The 26,546-nt window shown below is 37.5% G+C and carries 26 protein-coding genes; 18 read left to right on the forward strand and 8 right to left on the reverse strand.

Features of this window, described 5'->3' with window-relative positions; all coding sequences use genetic code 11:
- Positions 1–25: 25 nt before the first annotated feature.
- Complete coding sequence (locus tag ACFSR6_RS17370; RefSeq protein ID WP_379081168.1) at positions 26–628, reverse strand: GIN domain-containing protein; 603 nt, start codon at positions 626–628, stop codon at positions 26–28.
- Positions 629–891: 263 nt separating this feature from the next.
- On the opposite strand from ACFSR6_RS17370, the gene ACFSR6_RS17375 reads away from it, so the two are divergent.
- Complete coding sequence (locus tag ACFSR6_RS17375; protein WP_379081170.1) at positions 892–1,257, forward strand: response regulator; 366 nt, start codon at positions 892–894, stop codon at positions 1,255–1,257.
- 156 nt (positions 1,258–1,413) lie between these two features.
- Here the strand turns inward: ACFSR6_RS17375 and ACFSR6_RS17380 are convergent, their stop codons facing one another.
- Positions 1,414–2,718, reverse strand: coding sequence for an ABC1 kinase family protein (locus ACFSR6_RS17380; RefSeq protein ID WP_379081173.1), 1,305 nt, complete (start codon positions 2,716–2,718; stop codon positions 1,414–1,416).
- Positions 2,719–2,725: 7 nt separating this feature from the next.
- The gene (locus ACFSR6_RS17385; RefSeq protein ID WP_379081176.1) at positions 2,726–3,379 is read right to left on the reverse strand and encodes a TetR family transcriptional regulator C-terminal domain-containing protein; all 654 of its coding nucleotides are present in this window, start codon (positions 3,377–3,379) and stop codon (positions 2,726–2,728) included.
- A 217-nt stretch (positions 3,380–3,596) separates the two neighbouring features.
- Between ACFSR6_RS17385 and ACFSR6_RS17390 the strand changes: the two genes are divergently transcribed.
- The 5 genes from ACFSR6_RS17390 to ACFSR6_RS17410 all read left to right on the forward strand — a co-directional run bounded on the left by ACFSR6_RS17390 (position 3,597) and on the right by ACFSR6_RS17410 (position 9,854).
- Positions 3,597–4,451: an HD domain-containing protein gene (locus ACFSR6_RS17390; RefSeq protein ID WP_379081179.1), complete on the forward strand. Its 855-nt coding sequence runs from the start codon at positions 3,597–3,599 to the stop codon at positions 4,449–4,451.
- A gap of 213 nt (positions 4,452–4,664) precedes the next feature.
- Complete coding sequence (locus ACFSR6_RS17395; RefSeq protein WP_379081181.1) at positions 4,665–4,805, forward strand: Sec-independent protein translocase subunit TatA/TatB; 141 nt, start codon at positions 4,665–4,667, stop codon at positions 4,803–4,805.
- 59 nt (positions 4,806–4,864) lie between these two features.
- Positions 4,865–5,077, forward strand: a complete 213-nt coding sequence (locus ACFSR6_RS17400) for a hypothetical protein (protein WP_379081184.1) — start codon at positions 4,865–4,867, stop codon at positions 5,075–5,077.
- A gap of 267 nt (positions 5,078–5,344) precedes the next feature.
- Positions 5,345–8,842: a PKD domain-containing protein gene (locus tag ACFSR6_RS17405; protein WP_379081186.1), complete on the forward strand. Its 3,498-nt coding sequence runs from the start codon at positions 5,345–5,347 to the stop codon at positions 8,840–8,842.
- A gap of 1 nt (position 8,843) precedes the next feature.
- Positions 8,844–9,854 carry a PorP/SprF family type IX secretion system membrane protein gene (locus tag ACFSR6_RS17410; protein WP_379081188.1) on the forward strand — a complete coding sequence of 337 codons (1,011 nt, stop codon included), beginning with the start codon at positions 8,844–8,846 and terminating at the stop codon, positions 9,852–9,854.
- Positions 9,855–10,202: 348 nt separating this feature from the next.
- Here ACFSR6_RS17410 and rpoN read toward each other — a convergent pair whose 3' ends face one another.
- Positions 10,203–11,675: an RNA polymerase factor sigma-54 gene (gene rpoN, locus ACFSR6_RS17415; protein ID WP_379081190.1), complete on the reverse strand. Its 1,473-nt coding sequence runs from the start codon at positions 11,673–11,675 to the stop codon at positions 10,203–10,205.
- A 166-nt stretch (positions 11,676–11,841) separates the two neighbouring features.
- Here rpoN and mscL point away from each other — a divergent pair, with 166 nt between their 5' ends.
- Positions 11,842–12,231 (forward strand): large-conductance mechanosensitive channel protein MscL, encoded by a 390-nt coding sequence (mscL, locus tag ACFSR6_RS17420; RefSeq protein WP_379081193.1) that lies wholly within the window; start codon positions 11,842–11,844, stop codon positions 12,229–12,231.
- A 44-nt stretch (positions 12,232–12,275) separates the two neighbouring features.
- Here the strand turns inward: mscL and ACFSR6_RS17425 are convergent, their stop codons facing one another.
- A complete protein-coding gene (locus ACFSR6_RS17425) occupies positions 12,276–13,148 on the reverse strand; it encodes a ChaN family lipoprotein (RefSeq protein ID WP_379081195.1) in 873 nt (290 codons plus the stop codon).
- Positions 13,149–13,183: 35 nt separating this feature from the next.
- On the opposite strand from ACFSR6_RS17425, the gene ACFSR6_RS17430 reads away from it, so the two are divergent.
- From ACFSR6_RS17430 to tsaB, 8 genes are all read left to right on the forward strand, one after another.
- Positions 13,184–14,044 (forward strand): LiaF transmembrane domain-containing protein, encoded by an 861-nt coding sequence (locus tag ACFSR6_RS17430; protein ID WP_379081198.1) that lies wholly within the window; start codon positions 13,184–13,186, stop codon positions 14,042–14,044.
- 23 nt (positions 14,045–14,067) lie between these two features.
- On the forward strand, positions 14,068–14,415 hold the full coding sequence (locus ACFSR6_RS17435; protein ID WP_379081200.1) for a DUF4288 domain-containing protein: 348 nt from the start codon (positions 14,068–14,070) through the stop codon (positions 14,413–14,415).
- Entirely contained in the window at positions 14,405–15,466 is a 1,062-nt protein-coding gene (locus ACFSR6_RS17440) for a sensor histidine kinase (protein ID WP_379081203.1), read from the forward strand. The genes ACFSR6_RS17435 and ACFSR6_RS17440 overlap by 11 nt, the downstream gene beginning before the upstream one ends.
- On the forward strand, positions 15,444–16,178 hold the full coding sequence (locus ACFSR6_RS17445) for a LytR/AlgR family response regulator transcription factor (protein ID WP_379081205.1): 735 nt from the start codon (positions 15,444–15,446) through the stop codon (positions 16,176–16,178). The genes ACFSR6_RS17440 and ACFSR6_RS17445 overlap by 23 nt, the downstream gene beginning before the upstream one ends.
- Positions 16,179–16,618: 440 nt before the next feature.
- Positions 16,619–16,777, forward strand: coding sequence for a 50S ribosomal protein L34 (gene rpmH, locus ACFSR6_RS17450; RefSeq protein WP_010601723.1), 159 nt, complete (start codon positions 16,619–16,621; stop codon positions 16,775–16,777).
- A gap of 67 nt (positions 16,778–16,844) precedes the next feature.
- Complete coding sequence (locus ACFSR6_RS17455; RefSeq protein ID WP_379081207.1) at positions 16,845–17,243, forward strand: ribonuclease P protein component; 399 nt, start codon at positions 16,845–16,847, stop codon at positions 17,241–17,243.
- Positions 17,227–17,457: a membrane protein insertion efficiency factor YidD gene (gene yidD / locus ACFSR6_RS17460; protein WP_025142648.1), complete on the forward strand. Its 231-nt coding sequence runs from the start codon at positions 17,227–17,229 to the stop codon at positions 17,455–17,457. The genes ACFSR6_RS17455 and yidD overlap by 17 nt, the downstream gene beginning before the upstream one ends.
- A 588-nt stretch (positions 17,458–18,045) precedes the next feature.
- Positions 18,046–18,741: a tRNA (adenosine(37)-N6)-threonylcarbamoyltransferase complex dimerization subunit type 1 TsaB gene (tsaB, locus tag ACFSR6_RS17465; protein WP_379081210.1), complete on the forward strand. Its 696-nt coding sequence runs from the start codon at positions 18,046–18,048 to the stop codon at positions 18,739–18,741.
- Positions 18,742–18,743: 2 nt separating this feature from the next.
- Here tsaB and ACFSR6_RS17470 read toward each other — a convergent pair whose 3' ends face one another.
- Positions 18,744–20,156, reverse strand: coding sequence for a DUF5723 family protein (locus tag ACFSR6_RS17470; protein WP_379081212.1), 1,413 nt, complete (start codon positions 20,154–20,156; stop codon positions 18,744–18,746).
- A 49-nt stretch (positions 20,157–20,205) separates the two neighbouring features.
- A complete protein-coding gene (locus tag ACFSR6_RS17475; protein WP_379081215.1) occupies positions 20,206–21,774 on the reverse strand; it encodes a hypothetical protein in 1,569 nt (522 codons plus the stop codon).
- Positions 21,775–21,864: 90 nt separating this feature from the next.
- On the opposite strand from ACFSR6_RS17475, the gene ACFSR6_RS17480 reads away from it, so the two are divergent.
- The 3 genes from ACFSR6_RS17480 to ACFSR6_RS17490 all read left to right on the forward strand — a co-directional run bounded on the left by ACFSR6_RS17480 (position 21,865) and on the right by ACFSR6_RS17490 (position 25,636).
- Positions 21,865–22,251, forward strand: a complete 387-nt coding sequence (locus ACFSR6_RS17480; RefSeq protein WP_379081218.1) for a DUF423 domain-containing protein — start codon at positions 21,865–21,867, stop codon at positions 22,249–22,251.
- Positions 22,251–24,731, forward strand: coding sequence for a replication restart helicase PriA (gene priA, locus ACFSR6_RS17485; protein WP_379081220.1), 2,481 nt, complete (start codon positions 22,251–22,253; stop codon positions 24,729–24,731). Before ACFSR6_RS17480 ends, priA begins: the two co-directional genes overlap by 1 nt.
- 248 nt (positions 24,732–24,979) lie before the next feature.
- Positions 24,980–25,636, forward strand: coding sequence for a protein-L-isoaspartate(D-aspartate) O-methyltransferase (locus ACFSR6_RS17490; RefSeq protein WP_379081222.1), 657 nt, complete (start codon positions 24,980–24,982; stop codon positions 25,634–25,636).
- Between the two features lie 80 nt (positions 25,637–25,716).
- Here the strand turns inward: ACFSR6_RS17490 and smpB are convergent, their stop codons facing one another.
- Positions 25,717–26,166: an SsrA-binding protein gene (gene smpB, locus ACFSR6_RS17495; protein WP_183759784.1), complete on the reverse strand. Its 450-nt coding sequence runs from the start codon at positions 26,164–26,166 to the stop codon at positions 25,717–25,719.
- Positions 26,167–26,546 lie beyond the last annotated feature (380 nt).

Below are 26,546 nucleotides of genomic sequence, written 5' to 3' on the forward strand. Positions count from 1 at the left end.
TTTTTTCATTTGTGTGTTATCTATACTATTTTATTGATGCAATTTCTTTTTCGATTACGGTGCTTTCTACCGAACTGATGTTGGTTTTTAAAGCAGCAAACTTATCGATGGTTAATTTTTGCGATTTGCCCATTACCAATATATGGTTATCGGTAGATCCACTTAATTTCAGGTCTGCATTATCGGCAATTACAGTATATAAACCTTCGGTGCTGGTATTGATTTCTGCATGGGCATTTCCTGTTAAAAAGATCTGAAGGTATTTAGTTCTTAGTTTTCCTTCAGTTTTAACAGTTGCATTTTCTGATGCTTCAATTCTGTAAAAATCGCTTACATAAACAGTTAATTTTACTTTTTCGGTACTAATTGAGGTGATTTTTAAATTATCACCGTATTGCACAACCTTTGCTGTTCCAGTATTATCATCATTGTAAGAAATGCCTGGGTTACTGCGCTGGATAATGGTTAGTTCTACATTCCCTTTTACTGAGATTCTTTTGTAACCAGATGTATTTAATATTGCATTTGGCTCTTTTTCTGTTGCAGATATAGGAGCTGTAAATGCAGCCAAAGATAAAATAATTGCTGTTAACGATGCTGAGATGAGGGTTTTGATTGAGGTTTTCATAATATTTTTATTTAAAAATTAAATGTTAATTAATTGTTATTGAAGTGTTTGAGTCTTTTTTGTTTGTTGGTTTTTGAAGATAAGACGCGGGTAATCTGAAAACGTTGCAGCACATTATACAATAGACAGGTAATACTCGATGAACAGGCTTTAATTCAAGACCAAAACAGGTAACATTTACATTTGAATTGTAAAATATTTTAAGAACCACTTTTCGGTTGTTCTTTTTATTTATCTTTAAACAGATTTTAGTCTGCTTATTTATGAAGAAAAAGGTTGTACTTGTTCAGGATAATAAAGATATCCTTGATATAATGGACCAGGTATTGGAAGAAGAGGGATTTGATGTTACCGCATCATTAACAACTGAACCTATAGATAAAATAGATGAAATAGAGCCTGATGTAGTCATAGTGGATGATCACATCAAAGGCAAAAAGAAAGGATCGCAAGTAATTAAAGAGCTTAAATCTGATCCTGAAACAGAAGATGTATCGGCAGTGCTCACCTCAACATCAAACGATTTACCTCAGCAGGCAGAAGAGTGCAAAGCCGATGATTATATCGAAAAACCCTTCGATATAGACCACATGGTTGATGTGGTGAAGAAAAATGCTGAATCCGAATAAAGATATTGCTATTTCTGCCGAAGTGCAGCAAAAGAAATGACGCATTTCGTTAGGGGAGTAGTCATTACGGAATGCCTGCCCGTGCAGGCGTCGAAAAATCTAAAGTCCTATTTTTATTAGATCTAACTTATCGATTTTTCGGCTGGTCCCTACGACTCATTCGTCAAAGTGAGGTTTAAAAGTATCTGTTTTAACCGTCGCTTTTAATTCATGCAGGATGGTGTATAACCCAAAATTGGTCCGGTTAACATAAATAAAATGTTTTACGCCGCGGGCCTGTTTAAATTCTGGCATTTTTGAAATTTTTTCACCATAACTGTATAATTGTTCAAAAAAATCAGGTTTGCTAAAATCAAATGTTGTGCTGGTATATGGCCTGGCAAATAAACTGATCATTTCGCGGTACGATTTATAATAAAATTCTACCTGTTCCGGGGTATCATCCGGATGGATCATTTCAAGCTTCCTGAATGCCTCAATGGTTTTGTCCTTATCGTTGATCACATCAGTAGAGATCAAGGCGAAAAAGGGATAATAAAAATCATCCGGCATCTCTTTAATACAGCCGAAATCAATTACACCAAGATTTTCGTCTGGAGTAATCATAAAATTGCCCGGATGCGGATCGGCATGTACCGCCCTTAATTCATGCTGTTGGAAATTGTAGAAATCCCACAATGCCTGCCCAATTTTATTCCTGAGTTCCTGTGCAGGATTGGTCTGTAAAAACTCCTTTAAATGCAGTCCTTCAATCCAATCCATGGTAATAATCCTTTTTCCGGATAATTCGGTGTAATATTTAGGGAATACCACATGATCGAGGTTTTTGCAGGCTTCTGAAAATTCGATCGAACGCCTTACTTCCAATTCGTAGTCAGTTTCTTCCAAAAGGCGTTCTTCAACTTCTTTGATATAAATATTCAGTTCCCTTTCAGACATGCCCAACAAGCGGAAAGCAAAGGGTTTAACCAGTTTTAAATCAGATGAAATGCTGTCGCCCACACCCGGATATTGGATTTTAACAGCTAGTTTTTTACCGTTAAGCCCTGCCTGGTGTACCTGGCCGATTGAGGCCGCATTGCTCGAACTCAGATTAAAAGTATCGAAGATCTGTTCCGGCGTTTTACCGAAATTTTTGGTAAAAGTGCGCACAATTAAAGGACCTGAAAGAGGGGGGGCGTTGTATTGCGATTGCGTAAATTTATCAACATAGGATTTTGGAAGGATATTTTTATCCATGCTCAGCATTTGTGCAACTTTTAATGCACTTCCCTTTAACTCGCTCAGCGACTTATAAATGTCGGTTGCATTATCCTCGTTGAGTTGCTCGCGGTCCAGTTCAGGATTGAACAATTTTTTAGAATAATGTTTAATATAATTGCCACCGATCTGGATACCGGTTTTAACAAATTTTGCCGAGCGTTCTACCTTGGTGGTTGGAATACTTTTTTGTGTTTTCATTTAATTCTTAAAACCTCATCTTATCAGCAAACTTCCCGTTTCTTGATAAAAACTTTCCATACTCCAATAAATTATCGATAGGCGAGTGCTGAAAAAGATCGAAAGTAACGTTGATTCCTTTCTCGATTGCTTCGTCGCTTTTTTCAAAACCTTCACTGTCATCATTGATCCAGAAATTAACAATAAAGGCAAACTGGATCCACAGCGCATCTTTATATCTTTTGCTTAAAAAACGGCGTTCAGCAAGTTCTCCGCTGTCTAGGCCCTCGTCAATAATTTCCTGTGCAAAGTTTTCGAAAATTGGTTTCACACCGGCGAGCACATCAGGTGTAGAAAATTTTCCTCGGTAATTCTTTAAGCTGTAAATCACGAAACTTCTTTCGTTCTTCAGGTTTTCCAGGTAGCTATAAAAAAAAGAAAGTATTTTCTCTCTGGCTGTATATTGTAACCAAATTTCCTGTTCTTTGATTTTAGTGATTGTTTCAAAAGTAAGTTCGAACCAGATCGTTTTTTCTATGCTTTCGAAAGAAGAGAAAAACTGATAAAAATCGGCTTCGGTAATTTTAAGCTTTTTAACAAAAACATAAACCGATTTTGGCTTTTCATTGTTTGTTAAAACATAATCTAAATATGCTTTTCTAATTTGCTGAGCGGTTGCCATATACCTTTTTTTACAAGTATAACGTTTAATTTATCTGCTTGTTTTTATACCGGATTTTTTGTCGATCATAAAAATGTAATAATAGCTTTCAAAATATTTGAAAGTTAATTTTTTAACTAATTATTTTAGTTTTAAAAGTTTTTTGTTGATAATTAATTTTTTAAAAAGCTAAATTATTTAGTATTTTTGGTTGTTCCTCTTAATTAAAGTATTATATATGATCCAGGTAAATGATTTTTTATATGGCAAAATGGAGTTGCCAATGGTATTTTCTGATTTGTTAAATACCGATGCTTTAAAGAGGTTAGGTGGTGTTCATCAGAGTGGTGCTATATTTTTGGTTAATCCGGATATCTGCCATTCGCGGCTGGAGCATGCCATTGGTGTTGCCATGCTGATCAGGCTTCTTGGCGGTTCAGAACTGGAGCAAATTGCAGGGCTACTGCATGATATTTCGCATACTGCTTTTTCTCATGTAGGGGATTATGTGTTCAATAATACAGATGAAGATTACCATGAAAAGGTTTTTGCTGAGATTTTATGTAAATCGGAAGTGCCTGATGTGCTTTTGAAATATGGTTACGATATTAATCAGATTCTGTATGGTACATTTAATATTTTGGAACAGCCGCTACCTGCGCTCTGTGCCGATCGTTTAGATTATACCTTGCGTGATGGTGTTCATGGTAACATCATTTCCAGGCAGCGTGCGCGCGAGTTTTTAACTGCTGTGGTTTTAAAAGACGGAAAAATTGCAATAAATAAAGAAGTTGAGGTAGAATGGATTAATGAAACATTTGAAAAACTCAATAACGAAGTATTTAAATTACCACTCCACTTATATGCCAACGGAAAAATGGCAGAGCTGATTAAAAAATTTCTTGATAAAGGTTTATTGGTAGAAAGTGATCTGTTTAAAACAGATACATTGCTGTTAAACAAAATCAGAACTTCTTACGAAGGTTATGAGGCCATTAAATCCATTAAACAGTTGAAAGGTTTTACGGAGTTTATGCGTCATGGTGCAGTACCAAAGATTAAAAAAAGAACTTTAAATGCGTTGCTGGTTTAGTGAACCAGGTATTGATGGTTTCATGAGAAAAGTTGCGTCATCCTGAACTTGTCTCAGAATCTATCTGATATTAATTAATGCCAGGCGCCATATACCACTGACTAATTTACTAATGACCAATAAACTAATGACTAATGAACTAATGACTAATGAACCAACACCCAAACAAACCGGTTCAAAGGAATTAACGTATATTGTGAAAAATTTAAAGATATGTCTGCAATAGAAATTATTTTAATTGGCGTAGTGATTCTGCTTCTTTTTGGTGGTAAAAAATTGCCGGAACTGATGAGGGGAATAGGAAAGAGTGTAAAAGAATTTAAGGATGCCAAAAACGAGCCTCCTGTTAAATAAGCTCAGTTTATAAAACATTAGCTTACTAAACGCTGTTCTTTCTTAAAATACTCCTCAAAATGGATAATCGAAAACACGAACAGACAAAATTAAAATCTGATTTTAAAGAAGAAGATAAAAGACATGCAGAAGAAGGATTGAACAACTGGAATGATCGTTTGGATGAAAACCTGGAACCTGAAGATCATAATGACAGTTTAGCTGATCAAAAAGCCAAAGAATTCTCTGAAAAATATGGAAGCGGGGATCAGTCTGACCAGGGTAATGATTAAATATTTATTATATAACCGCCACTTTTGTAGGTGGCTTTTTTGTTTTGAATAATATTATAATTCATAGCTTACCGTTTTTTAAGGTAATGCATATCTATATTTGAAAATTTTTTACACCACCCTCTTGTTTTATTACACGAATAGTGTTTTTTTTATTCAAAAATGTTAAAAATCTTATAATTGTTTTTTCTTGTGATTTGATTAATAGTATATTGCATATCTAATCAAACAAACATGTATAACGTTTTCAAACTTAACTGATAGGTAATGAGCAGGCATTGGTTATTGGTTTTGTTAATGTCCTTGTTTTTCTTTAAAGCATCCGGCCAGAATATTTCCAATGAAGGAACTGATTTTTGGACAGTCTTCCCAACCCATGTTCCATCAAGGGCGGTTAATGGTGTAGTTCCATATGGACAATTAGCGGTTTTTGTAACTTCAAAATCTAATTCAGAAGTGACTGTAACCTGTGGAAATGCTGCTCCTGTAACGAAAAGTATTCCTGCCAATACAGCTGTCAGGTTTGATGTGCCAAGGGCCAATGCCTATATTGACGGACAATTGGAAGCGAACCAGGTTTTAACCAATAAAGGAATACATGTTAAGGTTACAGATGGCCAGCCAAAAGTTTCTGTATATACTCATATTTATGGAGCAGCGAGGTCTGCCGCTTCATTGATTTTGCCATTTGAAACCTTAGGACAAACGTATTATTCGATGAATTTTACACAAACCAATGGTGGCAATAATTTTTTAACACTGGTTGCCGTAGAAGATGATACAAAAATTATTTTGCATGAAAATAATGGTAATAAAATTCCAATAACCTTAAACAAGGCAGGCGATGTTTATGAATATTTAGCGCCTGGCACTGAAGACCTAACCGGAGTTTATGTAGAGACAGACCCTACAACATCATCATGCAAAAGGTTTGCTGCATATTCTGGTTCTTCCGTAATTGGGATCGTATGTTATACTTCTCAGGATCCACTATTTCAGCAGTTATATCCTACCAATAGTTGGGGCAAAAATTATGGCGTGGTACCTTTCATCAATAGAAAATATATTCTGCGGATCCTTGCCCAGGAAGATAATACAAGTGTAACTTACAACGGCACTACGTATATTGTTAATAAAGGAAAATTTTTTATTGAAAGTAATGAGTTAACTAATTCGACTTTTATTACTGCCGACAAGTTGATTAGTGTAGCGCAGTATTCTTTATCGCAAGATTGTTCAGCTGCTAATGGAGGTTCAATTATCGGCGACCCGGAAATGGTAATATTAAATCCAATTGAATTTAATATAAAAGGAGTCACCGTTTTTTCATCAGATTTACAAAGAATTACCAATAAATATGTAAACGTATTAATTAAGACAGACAAGATTTCTGGATTTAGGTATAATGGCAGAGCGCCAGGTACGCCCTGGACACCTTTAGATGGTAATTCGTCATATTCTTACACACAAATACCGGTTAATGAAGAAAGTGTAACGCTTACGGCAGATGATGGTTTTAATGCCATTGCCTACGGATTTGGCGATCACGAGTCTTATGCATATTCTGCCGGTACAAATTTATCATCGAACAATTATCTTACGGTATTTAATGCTGCTAAAAATGAAGAAGGGCAAAATGGATGTATTGGAGAAACTTATAATATCAAAATATCGCTCCCATACAAGCCAGACTACATCAACTGGTCGTTAGATAATGAAAATGTAATCAATCAAAATCCACCTGCACTTATTGAAACCAAAACTTTGCCTGATGGTACCAACATATTTACCTACGAATCGCCTTATACCAAAACCTATGCGCAAAAAGGTAAACACAGTTTGGAAATTGTGGCACATGTACCCAATACATCATCATGTGTATCGGGCGATTTAACAACAAATTATACTTTTAATATTTACGATCTTCCAACAGCAAAGTTTGATCCTGTAATCGGTTGTTCGGGTAAGGATACTAAATTTACCGATTTAAGTGTTTCTAATTCTGAAGATTTTGCAGTAACAAAATGGTTGTGGGATTTTGGAGATGGAAGCATGCCTTCTACAGAACAAAACCCAGAACATACTTATGCAAGGCCAGGCCGGTATTTTGCAAGATTAACCGTTACCACCGGTTCAAATTGTTCCAATACGTCAGAACCCGTTGAAATTATCATAAATCCTTCACCTTTTGCCGATTTTGAAGCTGCCGGATTCTGTACCAATACATTAACGGTTTTAACGGATAAATCAAGCATAGAAGCTACAGGGACCATTGTTAAATGGACCTGGGATTTTGGCGATGGCAGTAATCCTGTAACATTAGAAAATAATGTTGCCCCCTCTCATCAATATACCGCTGCAGGTACTTATAACATTACTTTAACTGTTGAAAGTGACCTTAAATGTACCGAAACTAAGCGTGTTAGTATAACGGTTTATGATCCACCTAAAGATATAGATTTCATGCTTCCTGATTTCTGTTTGGCTGATGGAGTAGCCAGATTTAAAAATACATCTAAAAATGTAGATGCTGGTACAACAGGTTTAACGTTTAAATGGCAGTACCTTGATGATAACAATAATGTGGTAGCCACTTCAACAGGTGTTGATGGTGCTTTTACACCTACAGCCACGGGAAATTATAATGTGATTTTGACGGCAAAGAATCAAAATGGCTGCGAAATTCCAGTTTCAAAGAGGTTTACTGTTAACGGAGCTGTTAAAGAGGCAAAGTTTGAAAAGGTGAAAAACGATGTTTGTGTAAGCGACGAGATATTAATCAAAAACACTTCAAGCACTTTTGCTGGCAAAATTACCAAAATTGAGATTTATAGAGATTCTCAAAATGAGACTACTATTTACAAAACGATTCCTTATCCGGATGACAGTGATATATCTATTAAATACGAAACTTTTGGGGGGAGTGCCAGTCGCATATTTAAAGTGAGATTGGTTGCCTATTCTGGAGAAAGTTGCTTTAAAGATTATACGGACGATGTTACCGTAAAACCCGTGCCGCAATTGGTGTTTGAGGATATGGCCCCTGTTTGTCAGGCAGATGGTACAGTTATAATTACGCAGGCTAAACAGAAAGCCGGCGAAGAAATGGATGGAGCTGGCGTATACAGTGGTGATGGCGTAAAGGCCGATGGGACCTTTAATCCTAAAATTGCCGGGGTAGGGTCACACACCATCACCTATACTTTTAAAGGTGCTGACGATTGCTCCTCTTCAATCAGCAAAACGATTGAAGTGTATGCATCTCCTGTGGCCGATGCGGGTACACTGATCTACATGTTAGCCGGCGGACAGATTGAAATTCCGGCAACTGCTGAAGGCGCCAATTTAAAATACGAATGGTCGCCGGCAACCGGGCTAAATAAAACAAATGTATTAAAACCCGTTGCTTCTCCCGATCAGGATACCGAATATACTTTAACTGTAACCACACAACCCAATGGCTGTTCAGCAACATCAAAAGTACTGGTTAAAGTGTTACAAGCCTTAAATCCACCCAATACTTTTACACCAAATGGCGATAATGTGAACGATACCTGGAATATTAAATATTTAGATTCTTATCCCAATGCTACCGTAGAGATATTTAACAGAAACGGGCTTAAAGTATTTTCAAGCAAAGGGTATAAAGTTCCTTTTGATGGGACTTATCAAAATGAACCGCTTCCAACGGGTGTTTATTATTACATCATCAATCCACAGAACGGACGAAAAACCATAACAGGACCACTTACCATAATCAGATAAATTGAAGAAGCTTATCACCATATTAGTGCTTTTTGCAACGGTTAATGTTTTTGCACAGCAAAAGCCGCAATATACCCAGTACATTTTTAACCAGTACCTGCTAAATCCGGCACTCTCTGGAATTGAAAATTACCTCGATTTTAAAGCTGGTTACCGCAAGCAGTGGTCGGGTATTACCGATGCGCCTCAAACGTCTTTTGTATCGGCCCATTGGGCACTGGGCGATAACCAGTTATGGAGCAATGCGCTTACCTCTTTTCCTGAGCAAACCGGTAACCCTATGGACCGGAATTATATGCAGAACTATATGTCGTCGCCGTCTCATCACGGCATGGGACTAACAGCTGTTCTGGATAAAACCGGGCCGATTAAAAGGCTGGATGCTAATGTAACCTATGCTTATCATTTACAATTGAGCAACGATTTTAATTTATCGGCAGGTGTTGCCGCGGGTATTTCGAGTATTTCGCTGGATGTAAACGCACTTACTTTTGATACCCCTATTGATCCGATTATGAACAGGGCGCTGATTAACCAGGTAAAACCTGATTTAAGCATAGGTTTATGGCTATATGGTGCCAGGATGTTCGCAGGTGTTTCCGTACAGCAAATTTTACCTCAAAAGTTAAGTTTTACGGGAGATAACAATTATAATATGGGTAAAGAAGTACCTCATTATTTTGCTACGGGGGGATATAAATTCTTTGTAGATGATGAGATTTCAGCCATTCCTTCTGTAATGATAAAATACGTATCACCAACGCCTGTTTCTTTTGATTTAAATATGAAACTGGCATTTAAAGATAAAATCTGGTTGGGTGGAAGCTATCGCAGAGACGATTCTTTTGCGGCGATGGCGGGGTTTAATATCGGTAAAATGGTTAACCTTACTTATTCTTACGATTTTACCACTTCACAACTCAATCAGGTAAGTAATGGTAGTCATGAAATTGTATTGGGCCTGTTGCTGAATAATATTTACAAGGTGCCATCATATATTAGGATGTGGTAATGTGTTGGTATTCAGGTTTATGTAAGTATGTTGCTAATGGATCGGAGCGCAAAATATTCAGCCGGGGCTGGATGGCCACACCAGTTTTTCATTTTTGAGATTGCAGAAACTATGTTCTTAAACCCGATTGCAGTGCAAAGCCCGTAAGCGAGGAACGAGTGCGGACTTGGAATGGAAAGCGGGACTGAAGCTGCCAAGCACACAGAACTGTTCATTTCTCAATCACAACAAATACACCATTTATATTTGGCGCGCAATGCTTTCAGTTGGTAATTTACAATTTTATACGTTAGATAAGTAACTGTAAGCTTCGAATTGTAAACTAGCAGTTGGTAACTGCCAACTGATCTAAAGTTCTTTCCTGAGTCTGGCTACCGGAATATTCATTTGCTCACGGTATTTGGCAACCGTTCTTCTTGCGATGTTATAACCCCTCTCTTTTAAGATTTCGGTTAATTTTTCATCCGCTAAAGGTTTGCGTTTATCTTCGTTGCCGATACAGTCTTCCAATATTTTTTTAACCTCTTTGTTAGAAACTTCTTCACCATTTTCTGTCTGAATGGCTTCTGAGAAGAAAGATTTTAATAAAAAAGTGCCAAATTCTGTTTGTACATATTTAGAGTTGGCTACCCTCGATACAGTTGAAATGTCCATGTCGATTTTATCGGCTATGTCTTTTAAGATCATCGGGCGCATTTTACGCTCATCAGCTGTTAAAAAATATTCATACTGATAGTGCATAATGGCGTTCATTGTTTTTAACAAAGTTTGCTGTCTTTGTTTAATAGCGTCAATAAACCAGCGGGCCGAATCCAGCTTCTGTTTTACAAACTGAACAGCTTCCCTCAGCTTTTTATCTTTTGACGAAGCTTTGTCATAATGCTCAAACATCTCCTGGTAAGATCTGCTGACCTTTAATTCAGGTGCATTTTTTGAGTTTAAGGTCAATATCAATACCCCATCATTATTGCTGATATGGAAATCGGGAATAATCTGCATTTGTTTGGTAGTAACCTGATTGGCATCACCCGGTTTAGGGTTTAAGCGCAAAATTTCGTTTACCACCTCTTTAAGTTCCTCGCTATCTAAACCTAAACTTTTTTCTAGTTTATCGTAATGTTTACGTGTAAACTCATCCAGATAGTTTTCTACAACATTCATTGCTTTAACTATAATCGGATTGTTTGTATCTTTCCTTTTTAACTGGATTAGTAAGCATTCTTTCAAGTCTCTGGCACCAATGCCCGGAGGGTCAAAACCCTGGATCAGTTTTAACATTTCCAGAACATCTTCTTCCTCCACCATTACATTCTGAGAGAAAGCTAGATCATCGATCATAGAGCCTAACGGACGGCGTAAATAACCATCATCATCTAAACTGCCGATGATCTGTTTGCCAACGATAAAATCCTGATCGGATAGGGGAATAAGGTCTAACTGCTCCTGTAAACTTTCGAAAAATGTACTTTCAATGGCGATTGGAGTTTCTTTTTTCTCCTCATCATCATCGCCATTATTGTAGTTGGTACTATAATCGTTGGTAGAATCGTCCTGTAAATAATCATCTACATTAAATTCATCCATGCTGGTATCTTCTGATGATTGTTCGTAATCTTCAGGCCTGTCGTTTAAATCATCATATTCGCTCTTTGGCTCATCCTGAGTCATTAAACTTGGATCTTCAAGTGCGGGATTTTCCTCAAGTTCTTCCTTTATACGCGTATCTAAAGCTACGGTTGGCACCTGCAACAGTTTAATAAACTGTATTTGTTGCGGTGATAACTTTTGTAATAGTTTTTGTTGTAAGTGTTGCTTTAGCATAGTAAATATAAAAGAATAGGGCAAAAATAAACAATAGATTTCAGATATTATGCTGATTTGAACTAAATGCTATTGATATGCCTGGTTTTTAAATTATTTCCTAAACATTTGGATTCAAATTAAAGTTTGTTAATTTTAATAAAAAAACTAAAACTTAATAAAAAACATGGGCTTTATAAAAGAATTTAAAGATTTTGCCGTTAAGGGAAACGTACTTGACCTGGCGGTGGGTGTAATTATTGGTGCTGCATTTGGTAAAATTGTGAGCTCCCTGGTTGAAGACATTATTACCCCTGCAGTGTTGGGACCTGCATTAAAGGCAGCTGGTTTAGAAGATTTAAGTAAGCTTACCATTGCAGGCACGGCCATTAAATATGGTAATTTCCTGTCGCAGGTAATTTCATTTGTTATTGTGGCATTTGTACTCTTTTTGATTATTAAAGGAGCAAATAACCTGAAAAAGAAAGAAGTTGCTGCTCCGGCTGAAGCTCCTGCACCTACAAAAGAAGAAGTGCTTTTAACGGAAATCAGAGATTTGTTAAAAGCTAAAGCATAATATAAAAAAGTCGTTCCGATCTAACTTCGGAACGACTTTTTGGTTTAATAACTTCTTTTTACCGCAGGGTCGGTTATGATGATATAGTCGCCAAGGTTTTTGAATTTGTTCCAGTCTGGATTAGCAAAACCTGCGTCAGAAAATGAAGAAATATTCAGGATTTTTACCTTTGGGTTGGCTTTTAATAATTTCGCCACCGTACCCAGTTTTTCATCGCTATGGAAACGCCCGTTAAGCTGTAGCACTTTTATTCCTTTATTTGATTTTAAAAATTTATTGATAGACCAGGCCATGGTAGCATCCCACAGGTTTTGGGTCTGGTAAATCTTCATCGGTCCCATATCGTGCCCACCCAGTGTTTCAGTAAATTTTTCATAATACCTGCCCTGTGCAGTATCGATAGGTGCAGGGGGCAAAAAATTGAACGAAGCTTTAGGAAAATTTGCTAACACTTTTAATCCGCCCATAGTAACTGCATTGCTGTATCGGGTAGCGGCATTGGCGGCAATTACTTTAATGTTGTTCGCTTTGGCATATTCTATAAGGGGCTTGTAGTCTTTATAATTTCCCCATGCCCTCCCTTCTTTAATAAAATTCTTTTCAGAAATCAGTCCTGCTAAATATTCATCTATTTCGGGCTGCACATCGGTATGGAACATTTCCAGTGATAAAGCTGTTCTGTTGGGATAGGTGCTACTCAGTTTCTTAAAAATTTCAGCTTCCAGGTAATGTCCGATAGAATCGTTATGGTCTTCTCCAAAGAATAACACATCTGCTAAGGCCATATCTGCGATAATATCATCTACTGAAATGTTCTTTTGTTTTTTTACGTCGTAAATTTTGTAATGGCTGCTTATTTCCTGTGCATATAGTGCTGCAGAAATGCTGAGGCTGATCATTAATAGGAAAAATTTCATGGCCTCAAAATAACAAAATAATTTTCACCGATAAAATGAGGTCACTTACCGCCATTTTGCCATTTCCTGCACCGCGTATATATTGGGGGTGGATGGTTATCGGTACTTTTGGATTATTAAATACTACACACATGGATAACCTTAATCATAACGATAATAACAGCGCTAAAAATGGGGGCCGGGCTTTAAGTGGCTTCGTCATAGCGATCATCGGGGTCGCACTTTTGTTAAACAATATGAATTTAAATATCCCCGGGTGGATATTGAGCTGGTCTAATTTTTTAATCTTAATTGGAGTATTTATCGGCGTTCGTCGTAACTTTAAAGGTATAGCCTGGTTGATCCTGATTTTGATCGGTGCTTATAATACTTTGGATAATATACCTGATCTGGATTTTGATCCGTCCAAATACGCTTTGGGTGTGGGTTTGGTAATCATCGGAGGCTTCCTGATCTTCAGGCCTAAAGATGCAGAATTCTTTGGAAAGAGGTGCAAGGGCCGGAAAAAGGCCAGCTTTAACTTTGAGGAGGCGGCCAGTGATAAAACTGCGAACAATAACGATGTAATTGAAGTAACGGCAGTCTTCGGCGGAAGTACTCAGACTGTTTATTCGAAGAACTTTCAGGGGGGAGATATATCGGCAGTATTTGGCGGTGCGGATATCATCATGACTCAGGCCGATTTTACCGATACAGTCTCGCTTGATGTAACTGCTGTTTTTGGTGGCATAAAATTGATTGTACCACAGAACTGGGCTATAAAATCGAACGTAACTGCACTATTTGGCAGCGTAGAAGATAAAAGATCGCATGTAATGCCGGTATCGGAAATGACTAAAACACTGGTTTTAGACGGTACAGCAATGTTTGGCGGTATTGAGATTAAAAGTTTCTAAACATTTATTATAAAACATTGCCTATGAAATGGTTTGCAGTAAATTGTATCTATCAGGTAATTTGTGGCGAAGGGAAACATGCTCCCCAGTTTAATGAGCAAATACGCCTGATACAAGCAGATGGTATTGTGCTGGCCTTAGAAAAAGCTAAATTGAATGCTGTACATTTTAATCCGCCTTTTAGTAACTGCATAGGCGATAAAGTAGTATGGAAGTTTATCGGTATAGGCGGGATATTGGAGGTAGAAGAACCTGCCGATGGCGTAGAGGTGGGTTCGAAGATTGTTGAACCGAAATCAGTTGAAAAATACCTCGAAAAACTCGAACACCGTAATCAATCATTAACTAATCAGAACCGTTTTGACAACTAGACCTTTATCCGTTCCACAGATACAGAGAACATCACTTGCCCTAGCAATAGTCTGGACAGTGATATGTGGTGCCGGATTACATTATGTGGTGAATTTTTCGTGGTGGATATCCATGACCGATAGCCTGGTCAATAATTTTTTATTGGTACTGGCCTGTATCGCGGTAAGCAATATGCTCGGATATTACCAGCCTAAAAACGAACGTATCCTTTATGTGCTCATCATTACGCTGGCATTAACCTTTGTAATCATTTACATCGCAAAATACGGCATACTTCTTATTTTTGCCGATTATAAGGCTTATAAGGATTTCTATACTTTTTCTTTTGGTTTCCGGGGGCTCATCTCATTTATGTGCCTGGGATGGTGCGCGCTGGCTAATATTTTATGGTACAGGCTCGAAGAACAATCAGAAACACATGAAAGGCTTACTGCAGCCAAAAGCCTGGCCAAAGAAGCAGAGCTGAATAAATTAAGACACCAATTGCAGCCACACTTTCTTTTCAACAGTTTAAATTCTGTATTTGCACTTACCATGGTGAACCCGAAAGAAGCGGGGGTAATGATTACCAAACTGGCTTCTTTCCTCCGCGGCACCTTAAAACGCGATGACGAATTATGGGTTTCGGTAGAAGAGGAGATGGAATACATTCAGCTGTACCTCGATATTGAAAAGGTAAGGTTTAGCCATAGGTTAAATATAGAGGTAAATGTGGCCGAAGATACCTTGAAACTCTGTTTGCCTGGTACTTTGTTGCAGCCAATTGTAGAAAATGCGATTAAATTTGGGCTTTATAATACCTCTGCAGCCATTACCATTAAAATTGATGTAACCGTTGAATATAATATCTTACAATTGCGCGTACAGAACCCTTTCGACCCGGAGATGAAGGCTGCAGGCGGTACAGGTTTTGGTTTAAGTGCCATTAAACGCAGGTTGTATTTATTATTTGCAAATACCCATTTATTACAAACCGATATTGAGGCAAATAATTTATATATTACCACCCTAAAAATTCCACAGAAAAATGATCAGAACAATACTAATTGACGATGAGCCTTTAGCAAGAGATATTGTAAAATTTTATCTTTCCGATCATGCAGAAATAGAGGTTGTGGCCGAATGCAGTGATGGATTTGAAGGCTTAAAAGCAATTACCCAGTACAAACCCGATCTGATTTTTCTGGATATCCAGATGCCCAAGATCAGCGGTTTCGAAATGCTCGAACTGGTAGAAGATAAACCCGCTGTTATTTTTACCACCGCTTTTGATGAGTATGCCATTAAAGCATTTGAGGTGAATGCGGTAGATTACCTCCTCAAACCGATTGATAAATCGCGTTTTGATACTGCCATTAAAAAGCTGCCCAATAAATTAAATCAAACCGAAAATACCGAAGCTGTTTTAGATGCAGCCGCATTAAGCCCTGCTCAAAACAATAGGGTAGTGGTAAAAAAAGATGGTGTAATTAAAATTATTCCTGTAGCAGATATCAATTATTTGGAAGCAGATGATGATTATGTAAAATTAAGTACCGTTGATGGTTCGTTCTATAAGAATAAAACCATGGCTTATTTCGAACAGACACTTGATGCAGCCCAATTTATCCGAATACACCGTTCGTATATCATTAACCTGGCGCAGGTAACGAAAATAGAGCTTAAAGAGAAAGACAGTTATGTGGTGCTGTTAAAATCAGATATCTGGTTGCCTGTAAGCAAAACAGGCTATGTGAAATTGAAGGCGGCCTTAGGCTTGTAAGAAGATAGATTATTTTAAAAGCGAATCATTACTTATTTTTTATGAAAAGCAATCAACTGCAAAAGTTATTGATCGTCCTGCTTTTCGTTACAATCTTTTTGCCTTTTAGCTGTGCTTCAGGCCAGCAAAAGGATTTTCACTGCAATCAGGTTTGTTTTCGATGGCAGGTGCCTCTATTGGGGGCATGTTCTTTTCCGGCGCATTAGGTATGTGACATCCCAAAGGGACGAATCATAAATAGAAAAAATGCATATTGCATGTTTTCATTCTGTAGGAACGTTTGGTGAAGACGGTATATAACAAGTTATTGGTCTCATTTTCCAAAAAAGATTTTCTACATTTGCATTTAAATAGAAAAATAATAATTAATCACTCTTGCATTTGTAGAGAAATCGCTTTATATTTGCACCTCTTAATTTTACAACAGATAATATACAGTCATGAAAAGAACATACCAACCTTCGCAAAGAAAGAGAAGAAACAAACACGGCTTCCGCGAAAGAATGGCAACAGCTAACGGCAGACGGGTATTAGCATCACGTCGTGCTAAAGGAAGAAAAAGATTAACAGTTTCTGACGAACGCAAGCATAAAGCATAATTTTTGATTGCTTTTCCGTTAATCCGGAATTGGCAGATCAAAATCTGCAGTTATCAATCAAAAATATATGTACACATTCAGGAAAGAAGAACGGTTATGCAGCAGGAAACATTTAGACCTGTTGTTTAAAAGCGGTTCTTCTTTTTTATTATATCCTTTTCGGGTTTCTTATCTTTTTATCGATCAACCGGCTGATGTACAGGCACAAGTGGTTATCAATGTTCCTAAAAAGAGATATAAACGGGCGGTTGACCGTAATTTACTCAAACGCCGTATCCGCGAGGCGTATCGCCTAAATAAACAAGATAAATTATATCTTCCATTGCCTACCGATAGGGGATTGCTTTTGTTTTCCATCCAGTTTGTCGGTAAGGATAAGTATGAATTTGCTTTTATCGAGAAAAAACTGATTGCTACCTTTAAGCGTTTCCATAATTTAATCCAGCCCAATGAAATTCATCAATAAAATTTTTGGTTGGTTTTTTTTAGGTTTGATTAAAATATATCAATACGCCATATCACCTATGCTTGGGGCAAATTGCCGTTTTACCCCAACCTGCTCACAATACGGTATAGAAGCCATAAAAAAACACGGACCCTTTAAAGGCGGCTGGTTGGCGTTAAAACGCATTGGCAGGTGTCATCCCTGGGGTAAACACGGGCATGATCCGGTACCGTAACGGGGTTTATTAGGCATTAGTCAATAGTTAATTGGTTCATTTGTCATTGGTTTGCTTTTCAAATCGGTTATTGTTTTACATAACGCCGGTCAAAATGACCATCACTTACACAACATATCGGAACAGAGAAATCTATTTTTTTGGTTTTAATTGTCTTTAGATTACACTATCATCAATATTGTTTTGTAAAAAGTTGTTCGTCATGACTTTATAATAGTTACTTTTGCATTCAGCTAGGCCATAGCACGGTATCTCCGTTCTACTTAAATCCGGCCTAACAAATTTTTCGGAATGCACAGACCAAGCCATACCATTGGCTTTGAAAGAAAAATTTTCAGCCGGTATTTTTTATTTCTTTTTGATGCCAAAAAGAAAGAGCCCTTCGGCGGCGGTGAGCCGAGGCAAGACTTGCTGTAAGGAAAACGTCTCTCATAGTGATTTTTATAAAATAAATTACTCTTCAGGATTGATACAACATTAGCAACAATTTACTTTGGACTTAGTACTAAAAACTGCAGACTAACGCAACCCATCTTCCATAATCCCATAATCCCTCTTCCATTTTCCATTTTTACTTATCTTTGCTCCATGGCTAAAATACTTCAAATAGAAACCGCTACGGCAATCTGTTCAGTAGCATTATCTGTTAATGGCGAAACAATTTCATTTAAAGAAGAGAAAGGACAAAACCTGCATGCGGCAAACCTGACCATATTTATTGATGAGGTGGTTAAAACTGCAGGGCTAAACTACCAGGAATTGGATGCGATTGCCATAAGTAAAGGTCCGGGTTCTTACACAGGCTTGCGTATTGGCGTTTCTACTGCTAAAGGCCTCTGTTATGCCTTGGATAAGCCCCTAATTGCCATTGAAACATTGGAAATGATGGCCGCAGGTTTCTTAGCTGAAAATCCAGATTATTCAGGGTTGATCTGCCCGATGATAGACGCCAGGAGGATGGAGGTTTATACTGCCGTTTTCGATCCTTCATTAAACCTATTGCTGCCAACCGAAGCTAAAATTATTGATGAAACTAGTTTTAACGCTTTCCTTTCTCAACAATGCATCACTTTTTTGGGTGATGGAGCAGCTAAATGTGCCGGGGTTTTAACGCACCCTAATGCAAGGTTTACCGCAACCAATTTTAATTCTGCACCATACATGTCTAAATTAGCCAAACAGGCCTTCGATAATGGTAATTTTGAAGATGTAGCTTATTTCGAACCTTTTTACCTGAAAGATTTTGTGGTTACCCAGTCTAAGAAGCAACAGATACAAGGTTAAGCTTATTTTCTTTTAAATATCGAAAACAGGCTTTTAAAAAAGCTGCCATCGTTACTTTTATCATTAATGCCTGGTATAATATCGGCAAATTGTGGATGATTAACCACATTGCCAAATTTAATGCCAACCCCCATATAAAAAGAAGCACCGTTTGGACCGCTGCCTACAGAAGCATCTTTTTTAATTGCTCCGGCAGTTTGGAAACTTGTTGCTACTAAATTATCGGTACCTAAAAACAGTTCGAAATTAGGAGTTTGGTATTTAGCCTGCAGGCCAACCATAAAAACACCATTTAAATTATACAAAGGTGTAATGCTGCCTGAAAAATCGTTGGCAATAAAAGTGTTTACAAAGGCAATATCTCCACCTTTGTAAAACAGGTTTTTCGAAACAGCCAATGCTGGTTTGTAAAAGTCATAACGTTTAGACAGGTATACATCCAGCTTGGCATTGGTAGGGGCCAAAAACTTCTTAGGTTGCTCTGCAAGCAGGAAGATATCTTTTATCTCCTGGTTTGTATTGGATTGGTTACCCTCCAAGTTTTCGATCACTTTCGATTGATTTATTGTGGTACGTTGTGTATTGCTCCGCCACCAGATAAAACCCAGATCTTTAACATTAGCCATTAAAAACAAACCTCTTTTCGTGGTATAATTTGTTCCGAAGCCAAATGATAAACCAGGGTTTTTAAAATTCGGGAAGAAATTTTTCTTATCCACCTCGTTAAAATCAGAAAAGTTGGCCGAATAAGTTCCATCTAAACCGATCAACATGGCCGATGCGTCCGGATCGACATAGAGATAAGAATTGGATATATCGAGTTTGTTATAGAGGATTCCGCTTAATAAACTGGCTTTTAAACCAAAGGCAAGTCTCTTGTTCCAGTTTTCGCGGTAAGTAAAGCTGAACTGGTGATAGCTTTGCTCGTATCCTTTTGTATCGAATATGCCGTTGTATAGCTTGCCAGGTGTAAAACGTTCAAAAGAATCAAAAATGGCCAAAGTTTCGTTGGTATAATCGATATGGGCGTCCGACCTGATCTGCCACGCAAAGCCCATTTCTTTTTGGTATTTATATGATTTGAAAAGACGGAAAGTGGCAACGTAAATATTACTGTTTTCGAAAAAATGATTTATTTCGCCTGTTCCAATCGGTAAACCCGAAGTGTTGTACTGGCCTTCTTGTGTTAATCTTCTTACAATATATTTAGAACTACCTTTATTAATTGCATTTACACCAAAATAAGGAAGAAAGAAATTCGAAGAAAATTTTCGTGAAGAATCCAAGGTAAAGGATTTTTGAGAAGGGTTTTCGAATGCATCAAACATGGTTTTTGTCCCAAAAAGTGCATATTGTTGTGCATTTGTAACCCCAAAGCTGGTCAAAGCCAATAAAGCGAGTAAAAGTTTCTTCATGTAAATAGTTTGTTTGGGATAATTTCTTTTTAGTGGTTACTTAACGTGATTAACGGATACTTAACGAATCTGGTATTTCTGGTTTTAAATATTTGTTTAAAAGCAAGTTAGTGATGAACTTGTTTCGGTCTGCACTCATCTGGTAATAAAAAGTATCGAAGCTTTTTAAACCGCTGTCGGCCCTTAAATGTTTGTAAAAACCCAATTGAATATTGTTCCTGAAAATATCTGCCGAATTTTTGGTATTAATGTAGTAACTCACATTTGATGTCGTCGAAATCTGATTAACTGCATCTAAATACTGCGGGGTCTGGATCAAAAGCCTGTTATTTTTATAATCATTTAAAAAAGACTGTACTGTACTTGCATTATTGGCCACAACTAAATTATTATCTACAATGGTATAATATGGTTTTCCGAATTTTTTGAAAGGTTCGCCAAAGTAACTGAACAAAATATCTGATGATTTAAACAGCTTAATGTCTTCGTTATAATCAGCACTTACATCAAGCAGCAATTGCTTTACTTTTTCGCCATTCGATAAAGAAATTGCCCCTAATTTTTCGGTTGTGCTTAACTGGAAAAGTATAAATTGGTTCTTTGTATAAACCGGGAATATTGCATTCAGGTCTATTCTATATTCATCTTTTACTTTTTTGATTGCTCCACCGGTTTTATCGGTTAATTTCATCTGTTCCTGCCAGTTATTTAGTTTTTTTAACCATTTTTTATAATCGTCATAAGCATATAAGGTATAATTTGCAGTATTATCAGGCAATATATTCTGTATAGAAGTGTTTTGTGGCACTGTACTTTCAAATAGCTTAAGGTAGTTTTGCTGATCCTTTAACTCCGTATTCCCACTAAAAAGGATTTTTTCCTTACTGAAATTGTAATTAAGTACAGCAAAACTGTTTTGTTTATTAAAAATGCTGATTTCTCCGTTTATATTTCCGGCAATGATATTCTTTAACAACAAAGGGGCCTGGTTAAAGTTAATGTAAACATGTACCAGTACATTTTTAATCTGCCGGTTATTCTCTTTAATGTAATCTGTAAATGGATTTTCAGATAAACGTACATTGGCATCATTAATCAGCTTTAAGGACGTTGAAACAGTTAAAACCTGGCCATGAATGCCCAAATAAACCGATAAACTATCATTTAATTTAACGGTATAGAGTTCTTTTGAGTTTTCGGTGATTGCTTTTTTTGCTTTGAGTTCCCTGTAGAATTTTTCAATGCCATTATCAGGCTGTACCTGTAAGGTGATCAGGAAATTTAAAGTTTTATTCGAATCGGGCAATACGCTAATGTACAGCTGCTGGTCTTTTAGGTACCTGTTAAGTCCATTATCGTCAATGATGCCTGCTTTTAAGTGTTTTAAAAGGTTCATTTTATCCTTCCCTAAAACCTTTTGGATAAGCTGCTGACCTTCCATAATGTCGTAAAAACCTTTGTCGTTCCGAAAAGAAAATACCAGGGCGGCATTATTGGTAGCAGATTGTAGTGCAAGGTCTTTTGCATCGTTATCTGTACCCAATTTCGAAAAATAGAGGTAAGCCATAAAGGCCACACCTAAAAATAATGCACTTGTAAGGATTATGATTTTTTTCATCTGCTGTGCAACAAATTTAATTTATTACATTGATTAGTGAGAAGTTCTGGGGCAATTTATTAATTTAGCGATTGCTACTCGCAAATCATTATGAATAAACGAATAATCCTTACTGCTTCTTTTTTTGGTGCTGTTGCTGTTTTACTGGGTGCTTTCGGGGCCCATGGTTTAAAAGCCTTAATCGATGGACCATCACTGGAAATATGGCAAAAAGGTGTTAATTATCAGTTCTATCATACCTTTGCATTATTATACCTTTCTACTTTTGCCCGCTACCGGAACAAGCTGATTAATATTGCTTATTTCTGTTTCACATTTGGGATTATTCTTTTTTCAGGTTCGCTGTATTTGTTGGCTACACGGAGTATATCGCATCTTGGGTTTACGGAATTTATAGGTCCGGTAACACCAATTGGTGGGCTTTTATTGGTGCTGGGATGGATAATGCTCTTTTTTGCAGCATTTAAAGATAAATAATGAACAGTTTTGAAAACGATATTTTTGCAGAAAGAGAAACACTTTTTGTGGAAGTTATTTTGCCTTTATCTTTGGCGAAAAACTATACTTATCGTGTACCCTTTGACCTAAACGATCAAATTGCAATCGGGAAACGAGTGGTGGTTCAGTTTGGGAAACACCGCATTTATACTGCACTGATCAGTGCCATTACCACTGTTCCACCAACTGTGTACGAAGCAAAATACATTATCGATATTGTAGATGCTGAGCCAGTAATTACCCCAACCCAGCTTAAATTCTGGAACTGGATGACCAATTATTACATGTGCAACGAAGGCGATGTAATGGCTGCTGCACTGCCCGCAAGTTTAAAACTGGCGAGCGAAACCATCCTGATCCTCCGCGAAGACTATAACGGTGATACCGACTTAACCGATAAGGAAGAAATTATTGTTAATACATTAAAACAGCAAGAAAAGCTTACTGTTAACGATGTTTCTAAACTGCTCGGACAGAAAACGGTATATCCGATCATTAATCAATTACTGGATAAAGAGCTGATCCTGGTAGCAGAGGAGGTGGTGCAGAAGTATAAGCCTTTGCTTAAATCGTTTGTAATATTGAACGATTTTTACAGCGATGAAGAGAATTTAAAGCAACTGTTCAATGTACTTGATAAGGCGCCAAAACAATTGGATGCATTGCTGGGATATCTTAAACTGACGAAATCTAATCTGCCGGTTTCTAAAGAACAGCTTTTGGCCGAAAGTAACTGTGGGCAGGCGGCATTCAAAGCTTTAACAGATAAAGATATTTTTGTGGTAATGAAAAGGCCGGTTAGCCGTTTAGCTGCTCATGATGAAGAGTTTAGCGCCAATTTTGAACTCAACGAAGGTCAGCAGAAGGCTTTAGCTCAGATTAACCAGCATTTTGAAGAAAAGGAGGTGGTTTTGCTGCATGGGGTTACCGCATCGGGAAAAACACAGGTTTATATTAAGCTGATTGAGAAAATTATCCAAAATACTGACGGACAGGTATTATTCCTGCTTCCCGAAATTGCATTGACCACACAGATTGTAGAGCGTATAAAACGTTATTTTGGCAATTCGATCGGGGTTTATCATTCTAAATTTAACAATAGCGAAAGAGTAGAAATCTGGAATAAAGTGAGGACAGGTGCATTTAAGGTAATTTTGGGTGCCCGTTCAGCTGTTTTTCTCCCTTTTCAGCATTTAAAATTAATCGTAGTTGATGAAGAACATGAACCTTCTTATAAGCAGTACGATCCTGCACCACGTTACCAAGCCAGAGATGCTGCTATTTATTTGGGGTACCTGCATCAGGCAAAAGTAGTTTTAGGATCGGCTACACCATCTTTGGAGAGTTATTATAATGCTTTACAGGGTAAATATGGTCTTGTAGAGATGAAAGAACGTTTTGGTGGCGTTCAGTTACCTAACCAGCAGGTGGTGAGCATCTCCGAAGAAACAAAGAAGAAAACGATGAGTTCTTATTTTTCGAGTGTCTTAATCAAGGATATTGACCTGGCTCTTTCCAAAAAAGAACAGATTGTTTTGTTCCAGAACAGAAGAGGGTACGCTACTATTCTTATCTGCGCAACCTGTGGGTATACGCCTAAATGTGTAAATTGCGATGTAAGTTTAACTTATCATAAAAGCAGTGGCAAATTACACTGTCACTATTGTGGTTATCAGCAGAGTAGTGTTAATATTTGCCCGGCCTGTGGTTCGGTCCATGTAGAGCAAAAAGGATTTGGTACCGAACGTATAGAAGAAGAACTCAGGTTGCTTTACCCGGAGGTGACTATTGCCCGTTTGGATATGGATAGCACTCGTACCAAAAATGGCCTGCAGCAGATTTTAAACGACTTCCAGGAAAAGAAAACAGATATATTAATCGGTACACAAATGGTGGCCAAAGGATTGGATTTCGATAACCTGAGCCTGATCGGTGTAATTAATGCCGATACTTTACTCGGCTATCCCGATTTCCGTGCCTACGAACGTAGCTTCCAGTTGCTGGCACAGGTTGCAGGCAGGGCAGGGCGCAGGGCCGATCAGGGAAATGTTTGTATTCAAACTTACGATGCCGAAAACCGGATCATCAGGCAGGTGGTGAACAACGATTATGTAGGCATGTACAACGATGAGATTACAGAACGGGAGAAATTTCTGTATCCGCCATTTTCGAGGATGATATTTTTGTACGTCAAACATAAAGATTCTCATGTTTTGGACCATGCTGCGCTTACATTGGCCAATATCCTTAAAGCAAAGTTTGGTAAAAGGGTTTTAGGGCCTGAACAACCTTTAATTAGCCGTGTCAGGAATCTTTATATCAAACAGATTATTATCAAAGCAGATAAACATACAGCCATTCAGAAAGTTAAAGATGCCTTAAGAGAAACCCTGACAGAATTTAATGCAACAAAGGAATTTAAAGGTGTTTTTACCCAGATTGATGTAGATCCCTATTAACATCTGGTTAGGATTATTAAGAAATGACAAGATGATGGAGTTTTGAATGATTGAAGAAGGTAGTTTATTCGGCCATTTCTATCATCCACTCATATCGATCCCATTCACTTATTAAACTCTACACTCATTCAATCCTTAAATTATGTGGATAATGTATCATTCTCTAATTCAGGTAATCCATTCAATAATTCAATCATTCTCTCACTATATGCTTGTATGGCCGTTTAAGAAACGTTAATTTTGGTTTCATGGCGTACAAATTTGTTGATAATTACCGGGAGCGTGGGGCGAGAAAAAAACTGGTAGAATTGTTAAGGTCTCGTGGGATTGAAGATGAAAGTGTGTTAAAAGCTATAGGTAAAGTTCCTAGGCATTTCTTTTTTGACGAAACTTTTTGGAGTCAGGCTTATAAAGATATTGCTTTCCCGATAGGTGATGGACAAACCATATCTCAACCTTATACCGTTGCTTACCAAAGCGAATTGTTGCACATTAAAAATGGCGATAAAGTACTCGAAATCGGAACCGGTTCGGGCTACCAAACCTGTATTTTAATGGAATTGGGGGCAAATGTTTTTACCATAGAAAGGCAGGAGAATATTTATAACAGGACTATCCAGGTTTTACCCGGGATGGGTTACAGACCTACTTTTTACTATGGCGATGGCTCAAAAGGAATTGCTGCCCATGCCCCGTATGATAAAATTATTGTAACGGCAGGTGCACCTTTGGTACCCGAAATTTTATTGAAACAGTTAAAAATCGGTGGTATCCTGGTCATTCCTGTGGGCGACGAAAAAACCCAGAAAATGGTCACAGTTATCCGTGTAAGCGAAACAGATTACGAAAAAATTGTGCTTGATACGTTTAGGTTCGTGCCTTTGGTAGGCGACCAAGCATGGTAATTGAATTCTGAGTTTGGAGATTGGTTTTGAGTAAATTCTACTTCAGATAAATATCTCCAAACCCTTAACTCCAAACTAACCTACCGCTTCATCGCTCTGTCCAATTCGCGTTTTGTATCCCTATCCTTAATGCTATCTCGTTTGTCGAATTCTTTTTTACCTTGTGCTAAGGCAATTTCCATTTTAGCGAAACCTCTTTCATTGATAAAAATGCGTAAGGGAACAATGGTATAACCTTTTTCCTCTCCTTTTACTTTCAATTTTCTAAGTTCTTTCTTTTGCAGCAATAAAGCGCGATCGCGTTTAATATCGTGATGGTAAAAAGAACTGTGGCTGTATTCAGAAACATGCAGGTTACGCACGTATAGGATGCCACCAATAAACGTGCAGAATGCATCGGTCATGTTGGCTTTTCCTTGTCTGATCGCTTTTATTTCCGTTCCTAAAAGAGCAATCCCCGCTACGTACTTATCTATCAGATTGTAATCGAAGTAGGCCCTTTTGTTTTTTATGTTGATGTCGTTTTTCAAAATTTAATAAAGTGTATGTTATGGTAATATATACATTTGTATATAAAATATAATATCGGGCTGCAAATATCCTAAAAATTGGCGTGATAATTTAGTTTTAATTTAATTGTATAGCTAAAGAAGTCAAGTTTTGTGGCTAGGGCTATTCAAACTTGACACCTTTGATATTGGGAAATGTACGGACTGTTTCTTTTGGCTTCTTCAGTCCCGCTTTTTGCTGCAACCAAAGCAGAAAAAGCTTTTGGTTTCCGCGGCAATCCCTTAGGTTTGAATATTCTTAAAAATATTTAAGATTTACATTAAAACCTTAACGGCAGTGCTGCACTTTGCTTCGCGATCTAGGTTAAAGACCTAAAACCCGTAACAGAGCACTGCCGTTT

Source organism: Pedobacter vanadiisoli (assembly GCF_042684385.1).
Lineage (GTDB): Bacteria > Bacteroidota > Bacteroidia > Sphingobacteriales > Sphingobacteriaceae > Pedobacter > Pedobacter vanadiisoli.

Excerpts from the sequence above, each read along its gene's own strand:
- priA (WP_379081220.1), top strand. The coding sequence starts at position 22,251 with ATGAACAGTTTTGAAAACGATATTTTTGCAGAAAGAGAAACACTTTTT.
- ACFSR6_RS17395 (WP_379081181.1), top strand. The coding sequence starts at position 4,665 with ATGTCTGCAATAGAAATTATTTTAATTGGCGTAGTGATTCTGCTTCTT.
- mscL (WP_379081193.1), top strand. The coding sequence starts at position 11,842 with ATGGGCTTTATAAAAGAATTTAAAGATTTTGCCGTTAAGGGAAACGTA.
- ACFSR6_RS17475 (WP_379081215.1), bottom strand. The coding sequence starts at position 21,774 with ATGAAAAAAATCATAATCCTTACAAGTGCATTATTTTTAGGTGTGGCC.
- ACFSR6_RS17405 (WP_379081186.1), top strand. The coding sequence starts at position 5,345 with ATGAGCAGGCATTGGTTATTGGTTTTGTTAATGTCCTTGTTTTTCTTT.
- yidD (WP_025142648.1), top strand. The coding sequence starts at position 17,227 with ATGAAATTCATCAATAAAATTTTTGGTTGGTTTTTTTTAGGTTTGATT.
- rpmH (WP_010601723.1), top strand. The coding sequence starts at position 16,619 with ATGAAAAGAACATACCAACCTTCGCAAAGAAAGAGAAGAAACAAACAC.
- ACFSR6_RS17390 (WP_379081179.1), top strand. The coding sequence starts at position 3,597 with ATGATCCAGGTAAATGATTTTTTATATGGCAAAATGGAGTTGCCAATG.
- tsaB (WP_379081210.1), top strand. The coding sequence starts at position 18,046 with ATGGCTAAAATACTTCAAATAGAAACCGCTACGGCAATCTGTTCAGTA.
- rpoN (WP_379081190.1), bottom strand. The coding sequence starts at position 11,675 with ATGCTAAAGCAACACTTACAACAAAAACTATTACAAAAGTTATCACCG.
- ACFSR6_RS17430 (WP_379081198.1), top strand. The coding sequence starts at position 13,184 with ATGAGGTCACTTACCGCCATTTTGCCATTTCCTGCACCGCGTATATAT.
- ACFSR6_RS17490 (WP_379081222.1), top strand. The coding sequence starts at position 24,980 with ATGGCGTACAAATTTGTTGATAATTACCGGGAGCGTGGGGCGAGAAAA.
- ACFSR6_RS17370 (WP_379081168.1), bottom strand. The coding sequence starts at position 628 with ATGAAAACCTCAATCAAAACCCTCATCTCAGCATCGTTAACAGCAATT.
- ACFSR6_RS17375 (WP_379081170.1), top strand. The coding sequence starts at position 892 with ATGAAGAAAAAGGTTGTACTTGTTCAGGATAATAAAGATATCCTTGAT.
- ACFSR6_RS17425 (WP_379081195.1), bottom strand. The coding sequence starts at position 13,148 with ATGAAATTTTTCCTATTAATGATCAGCCTCAGCATTTCTGCAGCACTA.
- ACFSR6_RS17385 (WP_379081176.1), bottom strand. The coding sequence starts at position 3,379 with ATGGCAACCGCTCAGCAAATTAGAAAAGCATATTTAGATTATGTTTTA.
- ACFSR6_RS17380 (WP_379081173.1), bottom strand. The coding sequence starts at position 2,718 with ATGAAAACACAAAAAAGTATTCCAACCACCAAGGTAGAACGCTCGGCA.
- ACFSR6_RS17445 (WP_379081205.1), top strand. The coding sequence starts at position 15,444 with ATGATCAGAACAATACTAATTGACGATGAGCCTTTAGCAAGAGATATT.
- ACFSR6_RS17480 (WP_379081218.1), top strand. The coding sequence starts at position 21,865 with ATGAATAAACGAATAATCCTTACTGCTTCTTTTTTTGGTGCTGTTGCT.
- ACFSR6_RS17435 (WP_379081200.1), top strand. The coding sequence starts at position 14,068 with ATGAAATGGTTTGCAGTAAATTGTATCTATCAGGTAATTTGTGGCGAA.
- ACFSR6_RS17455 (WP_379081207.1), top strand. The coding sequence starts at position 16,845 with ATGTACACATTCAGGAAAGAAGAACGGTTATGCAGCAGGAAACATTTA.
- ACFSR6_RS17470 (WP_379081212.1), bottom strand. The coding sequence starts at position 20,156 with ATGAAGAAACTTTTACTCGCTTTATTGGCTTTGACCAGCTTTGGGGTT.
- ACFSR6_RS17400 (WP_379081184.1), top strand. The coding sequence starts at position 4,865 with ATGGATAATCGAAAACACGAACAGACAAAATTAAAATCTGATTTTAAA.